This is a genomic window from Mesobacillus sp. QJM3NY_10 (assembly GCF_056173465.1).
On sequence record NZ_CM149675.1, the window covers coordinates 326,225 to 346,899 of the forward strand.

At 46.0% G+C, this 20,675-nt stretch carries 15 protein-coding genes; 14 read left to right on the forward strand and 1 reads right to left on the reverse strand.

What is annotated here, in order from left to right; all coding sequences use genetic code 11:
* The first annotated feature begins 96 nt into the window (after positions 1-96).
* From AC0VX7_RS01710 to AC0VX7_RS01755, 10 genes are all read left to right on the forward strand, one after another.
* Positions 97-1,836, forward strand: a complete 1,740-nt coding sequence (locus AC0VX7_RS01710) for an adenine deaminase C-terminal domain-containing protein (RefSeq protein WP_475426374.1) — start codon at positions 97-99, stop codon at positions 1,834-1,836.
* 64 nt (positions 1,837-1,900) lie between these two features.
* Complete coding sequence (locus tag AC0VX7_RS01715; RefSeq protein ID WP_475426375.1) at positions 1,901-2,941, forward strand: DUF3048 domain-containing protein; 1,041 nt, start codon at positions 1,901-1,903, stop codon at positions 2,939-2,941.
* A gap of 29 nt (positions 2,942-2,970) precedes the next feature.
* Positions 2,971-3,282 carry a YerC/YecD family TrpR-related protein gene (locus AC0VX7_RS01720; protein WP_215034909.1) on the forward strand — a complete coding sequence of 104 codons (312 nt, stop codon included), beginning with the start codon at positions 2,971-2,973 and terminating at the stop codon, positions 3,280-3,282.
* Between the two features lie 293 nt (positions 3,283-3,575).
* Positions 3,576-4,613 carry a DUF3231 family protein gene (locus AC0VX7_RS01725; RefSeq protein ID WP_475426376.1) on the forward strand — a complete coding sequence of 346 codons (1,038 nt, stop codon included), beginning with the start codon at positions 3,576-3,578 and terminating at the stop codon, positions 4,611-4,613.
* A gap of 290 nt (positions 4,614-4,903) precedes the next feature.
* The gene (locus AC0VX7_RS01730) at positions 4,904-6,331 is read left to right on the forward strand and encodes a sodium:solute symporter family protein (RefSeq protein WP_475426377.1); all 1,428 of its coding nucleotides are present in this window, start codon (positions 4,904-4,906) and stop codon (positions 6,329-6,331) included.
* Between the two features lie 285 nt (positions 6,332-6,616).
* Positions 6,617-7,303, forward strand: a complete 687-nt coding sequence (gene pcrB / locus AC0VX7_RS01735) for a heptaprenylglyceryl phosphate synthase (RefSeq protein WP_475426378.1) — start codon at positions 6,617-6,619, stop codon at positions 7,301-7,303.
* 65 nt (positions 7,304-7,368) lie between these two features.
* Positions 7,369-9,621, forward strand: coding sequence for a DNA helicase PcrA (gene pcrA, locus AC0VX7_RS01740; RefSeq protein ID WP_475426379.1), 2,253 nt, complete (start codon positions 7,369-7,371; stop codon positions 9,619-9,621).
* A gap of 169 nt (positions 9,622-9,790) precedes the next feature.
* Positions 9,791-11,797: an NAD-dependent DNA ligase LigA gene (gene ligA / locus AC0VX7_RS01745; RefSeq protein ID WP_475426380.1), complete on the forward strand. Its 2,007-nt coding sequence runs from the start codon at positions 9,791-9,793 to the stop codon at positions 11,795-11,797.
* 199 nt (positions 11,798-11,996) lie between these two features.
* Complete coding sequence (locus AC0VX7_RS01750) at positions 11,997-13,214, forward strand: CamS family sex pheromone protein (RefSeq protein ID WP_475426381.1); 1,218 nt, start codon at positions 11,997-11,999, stop codon at positions 13,212-13,214.
* 362 nt (positions 13,215-13,576) lie between these two features.
* Entirely contained in the window at positions 13,577-14,044 is a 468-nt protein-coding gene (locus tag AC0VX7_RS01755) for a hypothetical protein (protein WP_475426382.1), read from the forward strand.
* Between the two features lie 38 nt (positions 14,045-14,082).
* Here the strand turns inward: AC0VX7_RS01755 and AC0VX7_RS01760 are convergent, their stop codons facing one another.
* On the reverse strand, positions 14,083-14,541 hold the full coding sequence (locus AC0VX7_RS01760) for a DinB family protein (RefSeq protein WP_475426383.1): 459 nt from the start codon (positions 14,539-14,541) through the stop codon (positions 14,083-14,085).
* Positions 14,542-14,918: 377 nt separating this feature from the next.
* On the opposite strand from AC0VX7_RS01760, the gene pruA reads away from it, so the two are divergent.
* The 4 genes from pruA (at position 14,919) to aceA (ending at position 20,533) form a co-directional block, all read left to right on the forward strand.
* Positions 14,919-16,466 (forward strand): L-glutamate gamma-semialdehyde dehydrogenase, encoded by a 1,548-nt coding sequence (pruA, locus tag AC0VX7_RS01765; protein ID WP_215034928.1) that lies wholly within the window; start codon positions 14,919-14,921, stop codon positions 16,464-16,466.
* Positions 16,467-16,582: 116 nt separating this feature from the next.
* Positions 16,583-17,287: a lysostaphin resistance A-like protein gene (locus AC0VX7_RS01770; protein ID WP_475426384.1), complete on the forward strand. Its 705-nt coding sequence runs from the start codon at positions 16,583-16,585 to the stop codon at positions 17,285-17,287.
* Positions 17,288-17,610: 323 nt separating this feature from the next.
* Positions 17,611-19,206 (forward strand): malate synthase A, encoded by a 1,596-nt coding sequence (aceB, locus tag AC0VX7_RS01775; protein ID WP_475426385.1) that lies wholly within the window; start codon positions 17,611-17,613, stop codon positions 19,204-19,206.
* A 46-nt stretch (positions 19,207-19,252) separates the two neighbouring features.
* A complete protein-coding gene (gene aceA, locus AC0VX7_RS01780; RefSeq protein ID WP_475426386.1) occupies positions 19,253-20,533 on the forward strand; it encodes an isocitrate lyase in 1,281 nt (426 codons plus the stop codon).
* The last annotated feature ends 142 nt before the right edge of the window (positions 20,534-20,675 follow it).

A 20,675-nucleotide genomic window follows, 5' to 3' on the forward strand; every position in this document is an offset into this window, starting at 1 on the left:
TAAACAGTGAAATATGTTACGATAGTACAATAATGTAAGGGCTTTCTTTTTGAAATGAAATTAATTTTTTTAACATAGAGAAAAGGGGAACATGGTATGGAACAACGTTATCGATGGAAAAACAAACAATTGCGCGACCATGCTGCTGTTTTGGACGGCACCCTTTCACCGACGGTCTTATTGAAGAATGCGACATATTTGAACCAGACATTCCGCAAGTGGATGACTGCGAACATTTGGATTTACAATGACAGGATTGTGTATGTTGGTGAAAACCTGCCTGAAAATACAAAGCAATGTGAAATAGTGGATTGCACCGGGAAGAAGCTGGTGCCGGGCTATATTGAACCTCATGCCCACCCATTTCAACTTTATAATCCCCATTCTTTCGCTGCCTATGCATCGCAGACGGGGACGACGACGCTGATTAATGACAATATGGTGCTGGCTTTACAATTAGGAAAAAAGAAAGCGTTTTCTTTTATCAATGAGCTGAATGACAATCCGGTCACGATGTACTGGTGGTGCCGTTTTGATGCGCAGACCGAAATCCAGCATGAGGAAGAGGTCTTCTCCAACAGCAATGTCAGAGCCTGGCTAGAGCACGAGAATGTCGTCCAGGGCGGTGAGCTGACATGCTGGCCGAAGCTATTGAACGGCGACGACATGATTCTTCACTGGATGCAGGAAACGAAGCGCCATCACAAGAAAATTGAGGGACACTTTCCTGGTGCATCAGAAAAGACGCTCGCGAAAATGATGCTGTTCGGAGCGGATTGCGACCATGAGGCGATGACTGGCGAGGAAGTCCGCAGAAGGCTGATGCAAGGATATATGGTTTCATTGAGACATTCATCGATCCGTCCGGATTTGCCGAAGCTGCTGGATGAGATTCATGAACTGGATATTGCGGTGTACGACCGTTTCATGATGACGACAGATGGGTCATCGACCGCTTTTTATGAAAATGGAGTGATGGATGAGCTGATTCGGATTGCAATTGAAAAAGGCGTTCCGGTCATCGATGCTTATAATATGGCGACGGTCAATGTGGCACGTTATTATAATTTTGAACATCTGCACGGCAATATCGCGACAGGCAGGATTGCGAATATTAATATTTTGAGTGATGAAATGAACCCGACACCTGTTTCGGTGCTGGCAAAAGGCCAGTGGGTGAAGCGTGATGGTGAAGCAATCGATGCAGCGAAAGAGCTGGACTGGACCCAAATGGGCTTTGAGCCGCTTAAAATGGACTGGGACCTGACGGTGGATGATATGCAATTCTCGATGCCGTTTGGAATCAAGATGGAGAATTCGGTCATAACGAAGCCGTATTCGATTTCAATCGATGTGTCCGCTGAGGAACTGTCTACAAAGCATGATGAGTGCTTTTTCATGCTGATCGACCGAAATGGGCAATGGCGAATCAATACGATGCTGAAAGGTTTTGCGACCGAACTGCAGGGTCTTGCGAGTTCGTTTTCCAATACTGGCGACATCATTCTGATTGGCAAAAACAAGCAGGATATGATGGCTGCTTTTAACAGGATGAAGGAGCTCGGCGGTGGGATTGTCGCCTGTGAAAATGGTGTGCCTGTCAAGGAGATTCCATTGAGGCTGCAGGGTATCATGTCCAGCCATCCGGTGACAGAGCTGATGGCTGAGGAGAAGAAGCTGCTTGAATATTTAAAGGAAAAAGGCTATAAATTCGCCGATCCGATTTATTCATTATTATTCTTCAGTTCAACGCATTTGCCATATATCCGTATCACACAAGAGGGCATCTATGATGTGATGAAAAAAACGGTACTCTTTCCAACGATAATGCGTTAAAATATAACAGTGCATCTAGAGATAGACAGCCATGATCGAACTTGGAGATCAAGGGGTGGCGAAAATGAGAAAAAAATGGATCGCTGTGCTGGCGGCCGCGATAGTGCTTACCGCCGGATGCAGCAGTAAAGAGACAGAGAAAAAAGAAGCAACAGAACATAAAGAAAAAGAGATTGAAGTAGACGAGGTTGTCGCTCCGGAGGAACTGCCGTATCAATTCCCGCTGACCGGGGTCGGGACTGCTGAGGAGAGTTCTGACCGGGCGGTGGCCGTGGTGGTCAATAACCATCCAAAGGCGCGTCCGCAATCAGGTCTTCACAAAGCTGACGTCGTTCACGAGGTCCTTGCAGAAGGAGACGTTACAAGGTTCGTGGCGATTTTTCAAAGCGAACAGCCTGAAAAAATAGGACCGGTCCGAAGTGCGCGTGAATACTTTATAGGCCTCGCATCCGGGTTTGACAGCTTTTTCATCGCCCATGGCTACAGTCCTGAGGCGAAGGAAATGCTTGAACGTGGAATGATTGATAACATCAATGGCATGCAATATGATGGTACCTTGTTCAAGCGGGCCGATTTCCGGAAGGCGCCTCATAATTCTTATATCACCTATAAGAATATTGTGAAGGGAGCGGAAACGAGAGGCTACGCACTTGATGAAGCACCGGCTCCTGCAGTATTCTTGAGCAGTGAGGAATCTGAAGGCCTGGAAGGTACTCCGGCAGAAGAATTCATGGTGAAGTACGGTTCGCCGTCGTTCGATGCAATCTACGAGTATGACACAGATGAGCAAAAATACCACCGTTTTAATGGCAGTGAAGAAACCGTTGATCTTGAAACGAAGGATCCTGTTCTGCTCGACAATATCCTTGTCGTGCAAATGGACCATCAGGTGATTGATAGTGCAGGCCGCAGGGTCATCGATATGGCCTCCGGTGGCAAGGGATATCTGTTCCAAAAAGGAAAAGTGAATGAGATACAATGGAAAAATGAAGCTGGCAGGATCGTCCCTTATAAAGATGGGGTTAAAGCTGGTTTCGTTCCCGGGAAAACATGGATCAACATTGTCCCATCAATCAGCGATGTCTCATTCGACTCTCAACAATAAAATTCTGAGTGAATTAAGGGGTAGACTATATGCAAATTGATAAATTAAGAGGAAAAGAACTCGATCAATTATTCAAGGCGATTTTATCGCTGAAAGATCTCGACGAAGCATATCGCTTCTTCGACGACCTGGCGACAGTGAACGAAATCCAGTCGCTGGCACAACGCCTTGAAGTTGCCCGCATGCTTCGCGAAGGCAAGACCTATCATAAAATCGAGACCGAAACAGGCGCGAGCACGGCAACAATTTCCCGTGTCAAACGATGCCTGAACTATGGAAACGACGCTTATGAAATGGCGCTGGAACGTTTGAAAGAACAGGAAAACGCGGAAGCGAAATAGTTATTGACGAGGGCGGAACCGGGTGTGGTTCCGTTCTTTTTTATGCGCAGAGAAACTGGAAAAAAGCACTGATAATTTCCAATTCGCTATAAAAATGAAAAAGTCGCTATAAAAATAAAAAAGTCGATATAAAAAAATTTCTCGCTAATAAAAGAAATTGTCGCTATAAAAATCGATTTTCTGCTATAAAAATGAATTCGCGGATTCCGTCAACCCGGATTCAGCTTAACTTTCTCGTATAAGATTACCAAATCAGTAAAAAACTAATGAAAAATACGGGTAAGGGGTTCGTTATGAAACCGATTAAGCCGATTCAGTTTGATACAAGCAAAGTCAGTCCCACTGAAAAGTTCACCAGCGTCGAAATGGCGAAGCTGTGGGCGACTTATATGGGGAATAGTCTTTCCAATCATATACTTAGGCATTTTCTTCAACATGTTGAGAATGAAGACATCAAAACACTGCTTGAGAATGCTTTTGGTCTTACAGAAGAATTCATGAGCAAAATAAAAGGATTCATGGAGAAGGAAAACTTCCCTGTACCCCAGGGCTATACTGAAGACGATTTCAACTCGGCTGCTCCGCGTTTATTTGAGGATGAGTTTTATGTCCATTATTTAAAATATGCGGCAAAAGCTGGTTTGAGCATCTATGCGATTGCCCTTCCGCTGGTAATGCGTCTTGATATCAGGGAGTTTTTTATTCAATGCGGGATGGCCACGACAGAGCTTTTGTCACAGATTAATGGCCTTTTGATGGGCAAAGGCTTAATTATCAAACCGCCTGTCCTGCCAACACCGGAAAGAATAGATTTCGTTGATCGAAAAAGTTACCTCGACGGCTTTGGCCGCAATCTTCGGTCTCTCCATGCTCTTGAGGTGACCCATTTATATGACAACATCGAGAACAATGTCACCAGCAAAGCGTTGCTGATAGGATTCAGCCAGGTGGCGAGGAGCAAGCAACTGCGAGATTTTTTCATCAGAGGGATCGAAGTAACCGATAAAATGGTGGAGCAGATGAAAGCAAAGCTTCATAAGGAAAATCTGCCCTCACCGGCATTATTGGATCACTTGGTGACCAATTCAACGATTTCTCCCTATTCAGATAAACTGATGCTTAGCCATAAAGCGGATATGTTCTCGATGAAAATAAGGTCGATGGGGAATTCGATGGCCGTCAACGGACGCAAGGATATCGGGCTTTTATACGGGAAGGGCCTTATGAATGTAGCCCTATACGCAGAGGATGCTGCAGAAATCCTGATTGAGCACGGCTGGATGGAGCAGCCGCCACATGCTGCTGACCGGAATAAACTGGCGACAGAGTAACAACACGAGCTTGCTGCGGCAGGCTTTTTTGCGTTTTATGGACTTAACTTTCTGTTCCGCATCGTCGGTGCTGGATTGAGTAGAAAAATTGGAAAAAAACCAGGTTATTTTCCAGTTCGCCAATAAAATTTTATTATCGCCAATAAAATCGAGAAATCGCCAATAAAAATAAAAAATCGCCAATAAATTTTGGAAATCGCCAATAAAAACTAAAAATCGCCAATAAACTTGGTTACTAGCTAACTTTTACGGGTAGGGGGTAGGTAAAATATAAGATTTGGAGTGAGTTGATGGGGGCAAGTTTGACGGTCATTGCGATAGTTATTATTTATTTAGGCATTATGGTGATGATTGGGTACATATCTTCGAAAAAAATCAAAAATAATGAGGATTTCCTGGTCGCGGGCCGGAAGATGGGTCCGTGGCTGCTGGCCGGAAGTCTTGCCGCGACCGAGGTCGGAGGCGGTTCTTCTCTTGGTGTAGTCGAAAAGGCGTATGGCGAGTGGGGGCTTTCAGCCGTGTGGTATGTCATTACAATGGCGATCGCATTTATAGTTCTGGCGTTCCTCGCGCCGATGCTGCGCGAAGCGGCGGTCAAAACGATCCCCGAATACTTCCGCAGACGATATGGTGAAGCAAACTCTCTGGTTACATCAATCATTATGCTATTGCCGATGGTCGGACTGACGGCAGTGCAGTTCATCGCCTCGGCGACAATTTTATCGGTGATGACGGGCTGGAGCTACACAGTGTCGGTCATCATCGTTACGGTTGTCGTTACGTTATACAGCGTGATGGGCGGGATGTACAGTGTTGTTTACACAGATGTGGTCCAGTGGATTTTCATTATTGTCGGGATGGCGCTGATCATTCCTTTCACGCTTCAGGCTGGCGGCGGATTCGAACAGGTAACAGCCAATATCCCGGAGGCGAAATGGAGCCTTGTCGATGGCGCAGGCTGGGGAACGATCATTGCGCTCGTCGTGATGTATATTGCTTCTTTTACAGTCGGCCAGGAGGCGGTCCAGCGGTATTATTCGGCTAAAGACGGGAAGGCGGCGAAGCACGCATCTTATATCACTTCTGTTGTATATGTGCTGTTTGCGTTCATTCCGGCGGTAATCGGTCTGTTCATGTATGGGATGGTCGAGAACGGCCAAATCGACGGGGGAATGCTGATGGAAAGAGGCGCACAGTATGCATTGCCAGTGCTGGCAATGGAGGTGCTGCCGGATGTGGTCACGGGCATCCTGTTCGCTGCGTTGATTTCGGCGACAATGTCCAGTGCGTCTAGCAATCTATTGGCGGCGGGATCTATTTTCACAAATGATATTTACCACCAATATATCAACAAGAATGCAGCTGACGGGAAGCTTTTAAAAATGGTGCGTTATACAATGTATGTCGTTGCAGCGTTCAGTTTGCTGACAGCAATCTGGAATGTCTCGGATATCATTACATTGCTCATGTTCTCCTTTACATTGAGAGCGGGCGGCGCATTCATTCCATATGTGCTCGGGCATATCTGGGAAAAAGCGAGCCCGGCAGGCAGCCTGGCATCCTTGTTCCTTGGAAGTCTGGCAGTCTACCTTGGCGAAAAAGAGATTATCAGCTTCTTCGGGCTTGATCCAATCTATCTTGCGCTGATTGTCAGCGGCATCAGTTTCTATATTTTTTCAAGGTTGTTCACAGAGCAATACGAGCATCGTGATTTATAACTTTTCTTCAAAAAGCGTTCCTGGATGAGGGGCGCTTTTTTTCTACATATTTCTACAAATATAGATATATTTTTCACTTCGAGCAGTGTCCAGCTCCAGCGCCTAGCCCCTCGAGACGCTTCGGTCCGCCCAATGAAGTCAAAGAACGACTTCACCGGTCGGCCCTCCAGCGCTTGTCGGGGCTGACCACAGCGCTTGCGCTTTTCTCACATGTTTCCTTTTTTATATAACAGCAACAAATGCTATAATGGTGGAATGGATATATAGAATGGGGGCAATTCTGGGATGTACGATGTTCGCGAGTGGAGACATGTGTTCAAACTCGATCCAAATAAAGAGATAACTGATGAAGAATTAGATAGAATTTGCGAATCTGGAACCGACGCGATCATGGTGGGTGGGACAGATGGTGTCACTCTTGAAGGTGTCCTTGATTTAATGTCCCGGGTCCGTCGTTATACGGTTCCATGCATTCTCGAGGTTTCGACGATTGACTCGATCACGCCGGGATTCGATTTTTATTTTATCCCGACGGTACTGAACAGTGGCAATCCACAGTGGATCACTGGTATGCACCATGAAGCGGTCAAGGAGTATGGCGACCTGATGGATTGGGACGAGCTAAAAATGGAAGGCTACTGCATCCTGAATCCGGATTGCAAGGCGGCAAAGCTGACTCATGCGAAGACGGATCTTTCAATCGATGATGTACGGGCATATGCGATGATGGCGGAAAAAATGTTCAACCTGCCGATTTTCTATTTGGAATACAGCGGGACATACGGCAACCCGGAGTATGTAGAAGCAGCCAAGGGAGTTCTCGACAACACTGTTCTTTTTTACGGCGGCGGAATCGAAACCGCACAGCAGGCTGAAGAAATGGCCAGGCATGCCGATGTTATCGTGGTCGGGAATGTTGTGTACAGCAACCTTGACGAGGCATTGAAGACAGTTGCTGCAATAAAGAAATAACGAAGTTGTATATAAGGATTTTATGAGATAAAATAAGAACAAATGTTTGTATGGTGGTGACGAGTGTGCAATATTTAACGGATAAATTACTGAATGGCTTGAACCCGGAGCAGCAGAAGGCTGTCAAGACAGTGGATGGACCGCTGCTCTTAATGGCAGGCGCCGGCTCTGGTAAAACTAGGGTTTTAACACACAGGATTGCGTATTTGATGGTGGAAAAAGGAGTGAATCCTTACAACATCCTTGCGATTACGTTTACGAATAAAGCGGCGCGCGAAATGCGCGAGAGGATTCAAAAAATGATGGGCGGCGCGGCGGACAACATCTGGATTTCTACGTTCCACTCGATGTGTGTACGGATTTTGCGCAGGGACATCGACCGTCTCGGATACAACCGAAACTTCACGATCCTTGATTCGACTGACCAGCAATCTGTCATCAAGTCGATTTTGAAGGACAAGAATATGGATCCGAAAAAGTATGATCCTCGTGCGATCCTTGGAACAATCAGCTCGGCAAAGAACGAGTTGATTACGCCGGAAGAATATGCGAAGACGGCGGGGGATTACCTTTCACAGAAGGTCAGCGATGTGTATACGGAGTATCAGCGCAGGCTGCGCAAAAATAATGCGCTTGATTTTGATGATCTGATCATGACGACGATTACGCTGTTCATCCGCGTGCCTGAAGTGCTGGAGTATTACCAGCGCAAGTTCCAGTACATCCATGTGGATGAGTATCAGGATACGAACAGGGCACAATACATGCTTGTAAAATTGCTTGCGCAAAGATTCCAGAACCTTTGTGTCGTTGGTGACTCGGATCAGTCAATCTATCGCTGGCGCGGTGCCGACATTGCGAACATCCTTTCATTTGAAAAGGACTATCCAAGGGCAAGCGTGATATTGCTTGAGCAGAACTATCGCTCGACGAAGAAGATTTTGCTGGCGGCGAATATGGTCATCCAGAACAATATGAACCGCAAGCCAAAAAACCTCTGGACTGAAAACGCGGAGGGCAACAAAATCATGTATTACCGTGCTGACAGCGAACAGGGTGAAGCACAGTTCGTCATCGGCAAAATCCAGGAGCAGATTCGCAATGGCCGCAAGCTGTCTGATATCGCGATTCTCTATCGTACGAACGCCCAGTCCCGTGTGATTGAGGAATCTTTCCTGAAGTCGAACATCGATTACTCAATCGTCGGCGGCATCAAGTTCTATGACAGGAAGGAAATCAAGGATATCCTTGCGTATCTCCGTTTGATTTCGAATCCTGATGATGATATTAGTTTGCAGAGGATCATCAATGTTCCGAAGCGCGCGATCGGTTCGACTTCTATTGATAAAATCGCCAACTTCGCGACAATGCATGACCTGTCGATGTTCCAGGCCTTGGAGACGATTGAAATGATCGGACTGAGCCCAAAGGCGGAAAAAGCAGCGGCAGAATTCCGCAACCTGGTCAGTAATTACACTCACCAGCAGGAATACCTTTCGGTGACTGAGCTGGTGGAGGAAGTCTTAGATAAGACAGGCTACCGTGACATGCTAAAGGCAGAAAAATCGATAGAGTCACAGAGCCGACTTGAAAACATAGATGAATTTTTAACAGTAACAAAAAGCTTTGAAGAAAGCAGTGAAGATAAGAGCCTGGTGGCGTTCCTGACGGATTTGGCACTAGTTGCTGATATTGACCGCCTGGATGATGACGGCGAGAAAAAAACAGATTTCGTCACATTGATGACATTGCACTCAGCTAAGGGTCTTGAGTTCCCGGTCGTCTTCCTGATTGGAATGGAAGAGGGCGTATTCCCGCACAGCCGCTCCTTGATGGAGGAGGATGAGATGGAGGAAGAACGCCGTCTTGCCTACGTGGGAATCACTCGTGCTGAAGAAGAATTGTTCATCACGAATGCGCAGATGCGCACCCTTTTCGGCCGTACGAACATGAACCCGGAATCACGGTTCATTAAGGAAATCCCGGCTGATTTGGTTGAAGACGCCGTGCCAAAAGTAAGAAGGCCTGCACCAACAAGCGGTGGCAGACCAGCACCAACCAGCGGCGGCAGACCAGGCACTTCAGCAAGACCGTCAATCCCTACACGCGGTGCTGTATCTCGGCCGGTTGCTGCAGCCAGCGGCGGCGAAGGGATCGAATGGAAAGTTGGCGACAAAGCCCAGCATGGCAAATGGGGAACAGGAACCGTTGTCAGTGTCAAGGGATCGGGAGAAGGAATGGAGCTCGATATCGCATTCCCAAGTCCAACAGGCATCAAACGTTTGTTGGCTAAGTTCGCACCGATTACGAAGGCTTAAAATTTTTTTATTACACATTGAGTACTGTCTAGCTCAAGTGCCTAGCCAGTTATCATCCCTGCGAGTGCATCCTCGAGATCTTGCGAGAAGTTAGCTTTGAGCAGCTCGAGTCGCTTGTCGGGGCTGATCACGGCGCCCTGAGCTTTTCGGTTATGAAAGGGCTGGATTTATGGATTTTCAGAGTGCTGAGAATAAAGCCAAGGATTTGCAAAATCTGCTTAATCAATATAGTTATGAGTATCATGTTCTAGACCAGCCGTCGGTCCCGGATGCGGAGTACGACAGGCTCCTGAGGGAACTAATTGAAATCGAGGAGCAATTCCCTGAACTGCAGACTCCTGACTCACCTACCCAGCGTGTTGGCGGCGAGATTTTAACGATGTTCAACAAGGTGCAGCATGCGACTCCAATGCTGAGTCTTGGCAATGCCTTCGATGAGCAGGACCTCCGCGATTTTGACCGCCGTGTCCGCCAGGGTGTCGGCGACGATGTTGCGTATGTTTGCGAACTGAAGATTGACGGTTTGGCAGTCTCGCTCATTTATGAGGACGGGCTGCTTGTACGCGGAGCGACGCGCGGTGATGGAACGACTGGCGAGGATATTACGTCTAACCTTAAGACGATCCGTTCTTTGCCAATCCGGCTGAAAGAGCAGGTTTCGCTTGAAGTACGCGGTGAGGCGTTCATGCCGAAGAAATCCTTTGAAGCATTGAATAAAGCGAGAAAAGAAAAAGAAGAAGAGCCATTTGCGAACCCGCGTAATGCGGCTGCGGGCTCCCTTCGCCAGCTTGATCCGAAGATTGCTGCTTCAAGGAATCTTGATGTGTTCCTGTATGGAATCGCCAATGTCGGGGACACCGGCATCCGTGCCCATAGTGATGGACTAGATTATCTGGAGAAGCTCGGATTCAAAGCGAATAAAGAGCGCCGAAAAGTTGACAGCATTGAAGGTGTCATTGAGTATGTGAACAGCTGGGTCGAAAAGCGTCCGGATCTTCCGTATGATATTGATGGGATCGTCATCAAGGTCGATTCACTTGATCAGCAGGCCGAGCTTGGTACGACGGCAAAAAGTCCTCGCTGGGCTATCGCTTATAAGTTTCCTGCCGAGGAAGTCGTAACGACTTTGAAGGATATCGAGTTGAGCGTTGGCCGCACAGGCGTCGTAACTCCAACCGCCATCCTTGAACCAGTTCAGGTAGCAGGCACAACGGTAGGACGTGCTTCTTTGCACAATGAAGACTTGATCCGTGAAAAAGATATCAAAATCGGCGACAAAGTCGTCATCAAAAAAGCCGGAGATATCATTCCGGAAGTCGTCAATGTCCTTGCCGAGCAGCGGACCGGCAACGAAGTCGAGTTCCATATGCCTACTGAATGCCCTGAATGCGACAGCGAGCTTGTCAGGATTGAAGGGGAAGTAGCACTTCGCTGTATCAATCCGAAATGCCCGGCACAAATCAGGGAAGGTTTGATTCACTTCGTTTCCCGCGATGCGATGAACATCGACGGACTTGGTGAAAGAGTGGTCAGCCAGCTGTTTGCCGAAGAGTTGATCAAGGATGTAGCTGATATTTATAAGCTGACACGCGATCAGCTGCTGGCTCTTGAGCGAATGGGCGAGAAGTCCGTCAACAATTTGCTGTCAGCGATTGAAGCGACGAAGGATAATTCATTGGAAAAGCTATTGTTCGGCCTCGGTATCCGCCTTGTTGGCGCAAAAGCCGCGAAGACATTGGCGCAGGAATTCGACACGATGGATAGATTGATGCAGGCAACGAAGGAAGAATTGACAGCCATCAACGAAATCGGCGACAAAATGGCAGACTCCATCGTCACTTATTTTGACAGTGATGAAGTGAGCGAGCTGGTTTCCGAGCTGAAGGCTGTCGGTGTCAATATGGAATATAAAGGACCAAAGAAGGTTACCGCAGAGGAATCAGATTCATTTTTTGCCGGTAAAACAATCGTATTAACCGGGAAGCTCGAGCAAATGGGCAGAAACGAGGCAAAAGAAAAAATCGAGGCGCTCGGCGGCAATATAGCCGGCAGCGTCAGCAAGAAAACTGATTTAGTCATTGCCGGTGAAGACGCAGGTTCGAAGCTGACAAAAGCAGAAAGCCTTGGGATTGAAGTGTGGAATGAGGAGAGAATGCTTGAAGAAATAAATAAATAAATAAGCTCTTTTCGTAATTTGGGTACTTTTGCCTGACAAGAGTAAAAATCGGCTACTGGATTTTTACGTTTATTATTGATTACTCTGGTGAGACGCATTTTCGAAAAGAGCCCGATTTCAATAATAAGGCGAAAGAATAATTAGTCCGAAACACATAACTTATTACGAAAACCGCTACTAAAAAAGAGGTGTACACGCCATGAGGAAGCTCTCAATGGTCGCTCTATCTCTTGTCCTTTTGCTGACGGCCTGTGCCCCTAATTTTCAAAAGCAGGAAGAGGTCGTCCAGGAAAAGGATGATGATACCAAGGAAAAAGCGATTATCCCGAAATATAAAATTTCGGACAAATATTACCGTACCATCATGCCGTTCGAGCCAGGGGAAGCTCGGGGCATGGTCGTCAACAATCTGAATACCCGCTATGACATTACTGAATTTGAGACAGGTCTGATGCGGATTGCGCAAAATACATTTTCCACAGACAAGTACGTTTTCAAGGAAGGCCAGTATCTTGACGGCAGCACCGTAGCATCATGGCTGGAACGTGAAATGACCCCGGCGCAGGTCGAGGCAAAGGAAAAAGAATTGCAGGCTAAGGCTAAAAAAGACAACAATAATAAAAAGGTCACAGTGAAGAACCTGGGCCTGAACCCTGCCATCCCTGGCAATGGAGATGTGCACGAACAGAATAAAAAGAATCCAATTTATCTTGCCCATATCCTCGAGCATAACTATCTCGTCCAATCAGGCGAAAAGGATACGTACCAGCTTGGCGGCATCGCAATCGGGCTGGCGTTGAACTCAGTGCACTATTATCGTGAGGAAGCTTATGGGGCAGTGTTTGAAAAAAACATTTCTCGTAAAGTTCTTGAAGCAGAAGGCAAAAAAATCGCCCAGGAAGTCATTAGCAGGATAAGAGGCATCGAAGAGTTGAACAATGTTCCGATTACGATTGGATTGTTCGAACAGGAGAGCAGATCCTCTGTTGTACCTGGTAACTTCTTCGCCTATGCTGAAGTTTCTCAGGGAAGCAACAAAGTCGGCAGCTGGAAAGATGTAAAAGAAAAGTACATTCTGTTCCCATCCGCCGAAGCGGAGAAGGAACACAGGGATGACCTCACATTCTTCCAGAACTTCAAGCAGGATGTTGAGGAATATTTCCCAAACTTTAACGGCGTCATAGGCAAAGGCTTTTATCTGGATGGCCAGCTTCAGGAATTAAATATCGAAATACCTATCCAGTTCTACGGAGAAGCTGAAGCGATTGGATTCACCCAGTATGTAACAGGACTGGTTATGGAGCACTTCCCTAACTATATGTCCGTACAGGTCAGCGTATCCTCTGTACTGGGACAAGAAGCCTTAATCGTCAAGAAACCGGATCAGGATGAACCATTTGTGCATATTTATCAGTAATGAGAAGCAAAGAGCCGAGTGCTCTTTGCTTTTTGTTTTTAAAAAAGGTGAATCTAAAACTCAATTATTATCGTATATATTCTGATAATTCTAATCAGAAGAGGTGGATAAATGGCTGTTCAAAGCAGAGTAAGTCAAAAAGCAAAATGGAAATATGTATTCAAAACAGCTATGTTGTGAGCCTTTGGAAATTCAACCTTTATTTATCTTTTTCAATGGGTGACTGGACAAGTAACCGAAGAATTCTCATCTATCTCCCTCGCTTTAATGTCCACCCTTTTAGGGATAATAGCCGGTGCGATCGTGCTGTTGCCTATCGGAATTATGGCAGGGTTGTTATTTTGGAGGAGGCGATGAGTGAAATGAAGCGTAGTTTTATCCTTGGTATGATTGGGCTTCTTTTACTAACAGGATGTTCAAACTCAACAGTGACAGAAGCAGATGGACAGGAAATTGAAAGATACATAAGTCAAGAAGTGATGGACCCGAATTTTGGCGGCGAAATTTTCAATGCGTATGAAATACTTGCCACCAATGAAGAGAAGGGTGAGATTTACTTATGGGCTTTGATTGAGGAGTATTACAAAGAAGATGCTGAAGTTGAGCAAGGTTCGGGGATGTCAGTGCCAATGGTGTTAAAGGTCGATCGAAGCGAGGGAGCCTTAAAGGTGATCAGTCACACTTTGCCTAGGGATGGAAGTTTTTACGCAGATGACATTAAAGAGATGTTTCCTTATTTTGCAGAGATGAAAGCCCTGGATTACCCATCCGGTCCTATAAATAAGTTAATCAAGAAAGTAGAAGCTGAGGTCGCCGAAAAGTTGAAATAGAGGAATGGAAAAAGCAAAGAGCCGGGGTTCTTTGCTTTTTAAATGCATTTTTTTATATCAAGAATTGTCTGTAAATGCATACCTTCATGAAAAATCGTACGGGTTAATACTTGCTCGACTGTATGCATGCCCATTTCGGTTGGTGCGAATTCCTCTTCCAAGCGCTCGCCATATGAGTCTTTTATTCTGGCAGGCTGTGTTTTCAGCAGTTCTTTTAACTCGCTGACGGTAGGCGTTTCCTCGGTAAAATTGGCCGGAGAGGTGCCGTAGCCGAACCATGATTTAAACTCTTCAGGGACATCTGCCGGCTCCTTTGTCACCGCCTGGATCCACAGATGTTGATCAAGATAAATATGCCCAAGGTTCCAGCGGATATTATTATTGAATCCAGCAGGAATTTTCTCGGCATCTTCTTCGGAAACCGTATCTGCTACTCCTAGAATATAGCTGCGATAGGACTCCATTTGATTGAACAATACTTCATGGCGCTTTTTCATCTAAAATAGGCTCCTTTTTTGAATGATAGATAAATATTCGCTAGATTATGGGGGGTAACCTGCTGAAAATTAGTTTGATTTTATTACTAGGATAGTTTTATTGGCGAAAATTAGATTATATCGACCACATTTCTGAATATATCAGCGGATTTTATAATATATCGACCACTTTTTCGATTATATCGACCACATTCACAAAAATATCGACCAACTCTGTAACAAGCCCCAGAAGTCGGCCCGAATACAATATTGGCATAATAAAAATCAAGAAAATTCGCAATCCAAGACTTGCTAGTACGTTGGCATTGAACACTATGAGACTCTCATGATAGAATGGGAAAGGAATGAAAACGTTTTAATACATAGGAGGGGATAGAATGGTTCAGCCATACAAACACGAGCCTTTCACGAATTTTAAAGATGAGGAACACCGTGAAGGATACCTTACAGGATTGAAAACTGTTGAAGGCTATCTTGGCCAGGATTATGACTTGGTGATTGGCGGAGAGAGAATCTCGACTGAAGACAAGATTGTATCTTACAACCCATCCAATACAGAAGAAGTTGTTGGACGCGTATCAAAGGCAAACCGCGACCTAGCTGAAAAAGCGATGCAGGCTGCAGTCGAAGCGTTCAAGACTTGGAAAAAAGTAAAGCCTGAGACACGTGCAGATGTATTATTCAAGGCTGCTGCAATCATTCGCCGCCGCAAGCATGAGTTCTCAGCGCTTTTAACAAAAGAAGCAGGTAAGCCATGGAACGAGGCAGATGCTGATACAGCTGAAGCAATCGACTTCCTTGAGTTCTATGCCCGCCAAATGCTTAAAATTAAAGACGGTGTACCAGTAGAGAGCCGTCCAAATGAATATAACCGTTATGATTACATTCCTCTTGGAGTAGGAATCATCATTTCACCTTGGAACTTCCCGTTGGCGATCATGGCTGGTACAACAGTAGCAGCAATCGTAACTGGTAACACAGTTCTATTGAAGCCAGCTTCAACTACTCCAGTCGTTGCGGCTAAGTTTGTTGAAGTAATGGAAGAAGCAGGTCTTCCTGCAGGTGTCCTTAACTTCGTACCAGGAAGCGGCGCAGAAGTGGGCGACTACCTTGTTGACCACAAGGACACTCGCTTCGTAAGCTTCACAGGTTCACGTGACGTGGGTCTGCGCATTTACGAGCGCGCTTCAAAATTGAGCGAAGGCCAAATCTGGCTTAAGCGCGTAATCGCTGAAATGGGTGGAAAAGACACGATGGTTGTCGACAAAGATGCTGATCTTGAATTAGCTGCTCAAGCAATCACGGCTTCTGCTTTCGGCTTCTCAGGACAAAAGTGCTCTGCATGCTCACGTGCTGTTATCGTTGAGGATGTATATGACCAGGTTCTTAACCGCGTGGTTGAGCTTACTAACGAGCTTAAGCTTGATGATCCTACAGATCAAAGCACATTCATGGGTCCTGTTAACGACCAGGGCGCGTTTGACAAGATCATGAGCTACATCGAAATCGGCAAGGAAGAAGGCCGTTTGATGACTGGCGGCGAAGGAGACAGCTCAAAAGGCTACTTCATCAAGCCAACAGTATTTGCAGATGTTGATCCAAAAGCTCGCATCATGCAGGAAGAAATCTTTGGACCAGTTGTCGCATTCGCAAAAGCAAAGGACTTCGACCATGCGCTTGAAATCGCGAACAACACTGAATACGGTTTGACTGGAGCGGTTATCACGCGCAACCGTGAAAACATCCAGAAGGCACGTGAAGATTTCCATGTCGGAAACCTTTACTTCAACCGCGGCTGCACAGGCGCAATCGTAGGTTACCAGCCATTTGGCGGCTTCAACATGTCAGGAACAGATTCAAAAGCTGGCGGACCAGACTATCTGCTTCTTCACATGCAAGCGAAGACTACTTCTGAAATGTACTAATACAGAATTTGAATCCCCCTCTCGTTTTGAGAGGGGGATTTTTTCATCTTAAGGGAATGTACTTGCACGTCCTTTGATATAATTAGGTAAAATTATCCTGAAGTGGAGTTGATGCTTTGCTGGGAATAGTAGTACAACTAATGATATCGTGGATATTACTTCGTGTTACCTACAGGGAAAATCTAAATGTATTAGGAATCACACCATCAAAGTCAAGAATGTCCCAATTTGCTCTTGGGTTCATTTTTACCGCATTACTTTGCACAGTGATTCAACTGATCGATTCTGCTTTAACCAATACGGACTGGAAGCTGAATGACAATCTATCTGTCCTTGGCACATTAAACTTCCTGTGGTGGAATGTTAAGTCTGTTGTCTTTGAGGAGTTGATCTTTAGAGGAGCACTTCTCTATATCGCTATCCGAAAATGGGGAGCGAGGACAGGAATTTTATTATCCGCAATTGCTTTTGGGATCTACCATTGGTTTACTTTTGGAGTATTTGGAAATATAGTTTTTATGCTTGTTGTGTTCCTGATGACGTCGATTTCGGGATTAGTTTGGGCATATGCGTTTGAAAAAACAAAATCGATGATGTTCCCAATCGGTCTGCACTTAGGATGGAACTTTGTTTTTAACTCCGTTTTCTCAAAAGGCCCCTTTGGTGATCAAATCCTAATCCCTCAAGTAGACAAGGCAGGTCACCTCACAGATGCACTATCCTTCTTCATACATTTCCTGCTGCCTAATTTAGTTGTACCCGCTCTCACATTTTTCTATATAAAATTCTTACTGAAAAAGAATGCAGAAAAACCCCTGTGATAGGGGTTTTTTTATGTTGTCTTCCATATCCAAACTTTCACTGTGCGATAAAGATTAGGAATTGCACCGTTCCCGATTTTAATTGCATCGTTCCCACTTATAATTGCACCGAAAAGAGGAGGAATCGCACGTTCGGACTTCATAATTGCACGCTTCATAAGCAAAATTGCACCGTTTACCTCTTTATGGAATAAAGGACCATAGACCTATTTTAAAAATTTTTCAGAAAAATTTAACAAAATAGTTGCAATCTGAAACCTCTGTTATATAATACATATTAGAGTTATTGATACTGTACTATAACAAAGGGGTGAAGGCAGTAAATGTCGACACAAACTAGAGGAATTGAAATTGTAGGCAGCATGAAAAAAGGATACAAAGGAATTTTGACACCAGAGGCTCTTGATTTTGTAGAGCGGCTTGAAAGGCATTTTGGGGAGCGTCGGGTCGAATTGCTGGCCGCACGTGAAAATCGCCAGGCAGAAATCAATGCTGGAAAACTCCCGGACTTTTTGCCGGAGACGAAGCACATTCGTGAAAGTGATTGGACAATTGCGCCTCTGCCGAGAGACCTGCAGGATCGCAGAGTCGAGATCACAGGGCCAACTGACCGGAAGATGGTCATCAATGCACTCAATTCAGGAGCGAAGATTTTTATGGCAGACTGCGAGGACTCAACCTCGCCGACATGGGAAGCGATCGTTGAAGGACAGATCAACTTAAGGGACGCCGTTAACAGGACGATCTCTTTTGAAAATGCGAATGGCAAAAAGTATCAACTGAAGGAAGAAACAGCTGTTTTAATGGTTCGCCCAAGAGGCTGGCACCTAGAAGAAAAACATGTATTGCTCGATGGCAACCCAATTTCAGGCGGCTTGTTCGATTTCGCAATGTACTTTTTCCATAATGCGAAAAAGCTAGTGGAGCAGGGCACAGGCCCATACTTCTACCTTCCTAAGATGGAGAGCCACTTAGAAGCGCGCCTATGGAATGATGTGTTCGTTTATGCACAGAATCATCTAGGCATTCCACAGGGAACGATTAAAGCAACTGTTTTGATTGAAACGATTCTTGCTTCATTCGAAATGAATGAGATTCTATATGAGCTGAAGGAACACTCTGCCGGCTTGAACTGCGGCCGCTGGGATTATATTTTCAGCTATCTGAAAAAACTGCGTTCACAGGATGATGTGATTTTACCGGATCGCTCGCAGGTGACAATGACGGTTCCATTCATGAGGTCATACTCGTTGCTGACAATCCAGACTTGCCACCGTCGCAAGGCACCGGCAATGGGCGGAATGGCGGCGCAAATCCCGATTAAAAATGACGAGGAAGCAAATGCTGAAGCATTCGCAAAGGTGCGTGCTGATAAAGAACGCGAAGCGCGCGATGGCCATGATGGCACATGGGTAGCACATCCAGGGCTGGTACCGGTAGCACTTGAGGCATTCAACAAGGAAATGCCAGAACCGAACCAGATTGAATCCGGCAAGCAAATGGATGTTGAGGTAAAAGCAGCTGATCTGCTTGCTGTACCAGAAGGGACTATAACAGAAGCCGGCGTACGCATGAACATCAATGTCGGCATCCAGTATGTAGCATCTTGGTTGAATGGCAGGGGCGCAGCGCCAATCCATAACTTGATGGAAGACGCAGCAACGGCAGAGATTTCCCGAGCTCAGCTATGGCAATGGATTCGTCATCCTAAAGGAGTTCTTGACGATGGACGCAAAGTGACGGTTGAAATGTACCATGAGCTGAAGGAAGAGGAGCTTGAGAAAATCAAGCTGGAAGTCGGCGAAGCGGTATTTGAAAATGGGAAATTCGAGCAGGCGGTAGATATGTTTGATGAATTGATTTTAAATGATGAGTTCGTTGGATTTTTAACATTGCCTGGCTATCAGGCTTTAGCTTAATAGATTGATAGATTCATATAAAACCATACATTAGGAGGAACGGAAAATGACTCAAGATCGTGTAAAGCAATTGCAGGAAAGCTGGGAAATGGAAAACAGATGGGCTGGAGTGGAAAGGACTTATACTGCGGAGGATGTCATCAAGCTTCGCGGTTCGATTGATATTGAGTATACACTGGCACGCCGCGGTGCGGAGAAGCTTTGGAATCTTGTAAATGAAGAGGATTTCGTCAATGCACTTGGTGCCCTTACAGGCAACCAGGCGGTCCAGCAGGTAAAGGCAGGCCTGAAGGCGATTTACCTGAGCGGCTGGCAGGTTGCAGCGGACGCCAACCTTTCCGGAAACATGTATCCTGACCAGAGCTTGTACCCTGCGAACAGTGTACCGGCAGTAGTTAAACGCATCAACCAGGCACTTCAAAGAGCTGACCAAATCACTCATGGAGAAGGCGACGATTCCATCGACTGGTTCGCACCAATCGTGGCTGATGCTGAGGCAGGATTTGGCGGACAGCTGAATGTATTCGAATTGATGAAGGGAATGATTGAAGCTGGTGCAGCAGGCGTTCACTTTGAGGACCAGCTTTCTTCTGAAAAGAAATGCGGACACCTCGGCGGTAAAGTTCTTTTGCCAACACAAACAGCGGTGCGCAACCTGATTGCTGCCCGACTTGCAGCTGACGTAATGGGTACGCCAACTTTGATTGTAGCTCGCACTGATGCGAACGCGGCAGATTTGATCACAAGCGATGTAGATCCATATGATGCTCCGTTCATCACTGGCGATAGAACGCCTGAAGGGTTCTTCCGCGTGAAACCAGGCCTTGACCAGGCGATTGCCCGTGGTTTGGCTTACGCACCATATGCAGATCTGGTTTGGTGTGAAACATCTGAGCCTGACCTGGATGAAGCACGCCGATTTGCTGAAGCAATCCATGCGAAGTATCCTGGCAAGCTGCTTGCTTACAACTGCTCGCCATCATTCAACTGGAAAAAGAAGCTGGATGACGAAACCATCGCGAAGTTCCAGGTCGAACTTGGCAAGATGGGCTACAAGTTCCAGTTCGTCACACTTGCTGGCTTCCACGCATTGAACCACAGCATGTTTGAACTGGCTCGCGGCTACAAAGAGCGCGGTATGGCTGCATACTCTGAGCTGCAGCAAGCTGAGTTCGATAGCGAACAATATGGCTACACAGCAACAAGACACCAGCGCGAAGTCGGAACAGGCTACTTCGATGATGTTTCAATGGTTATTTCCGGAGGAACTTCCTCAACGACTGCGCTAAAAGGATCTACCGAAGAAGCCCAGTTTACTACTTCTTGATCATTAGTTACGGGTTTTCTCTCCGCTTGGGCCCTCCAACTCAGGCGGGGATTCACCATAATTGTTTTGATTTTTCACCTTGCATTCTCCTATTTGTGTCCTTCTCTTCACTTGAAGAGGAGGTTTTTTTTGTTTAAAATAG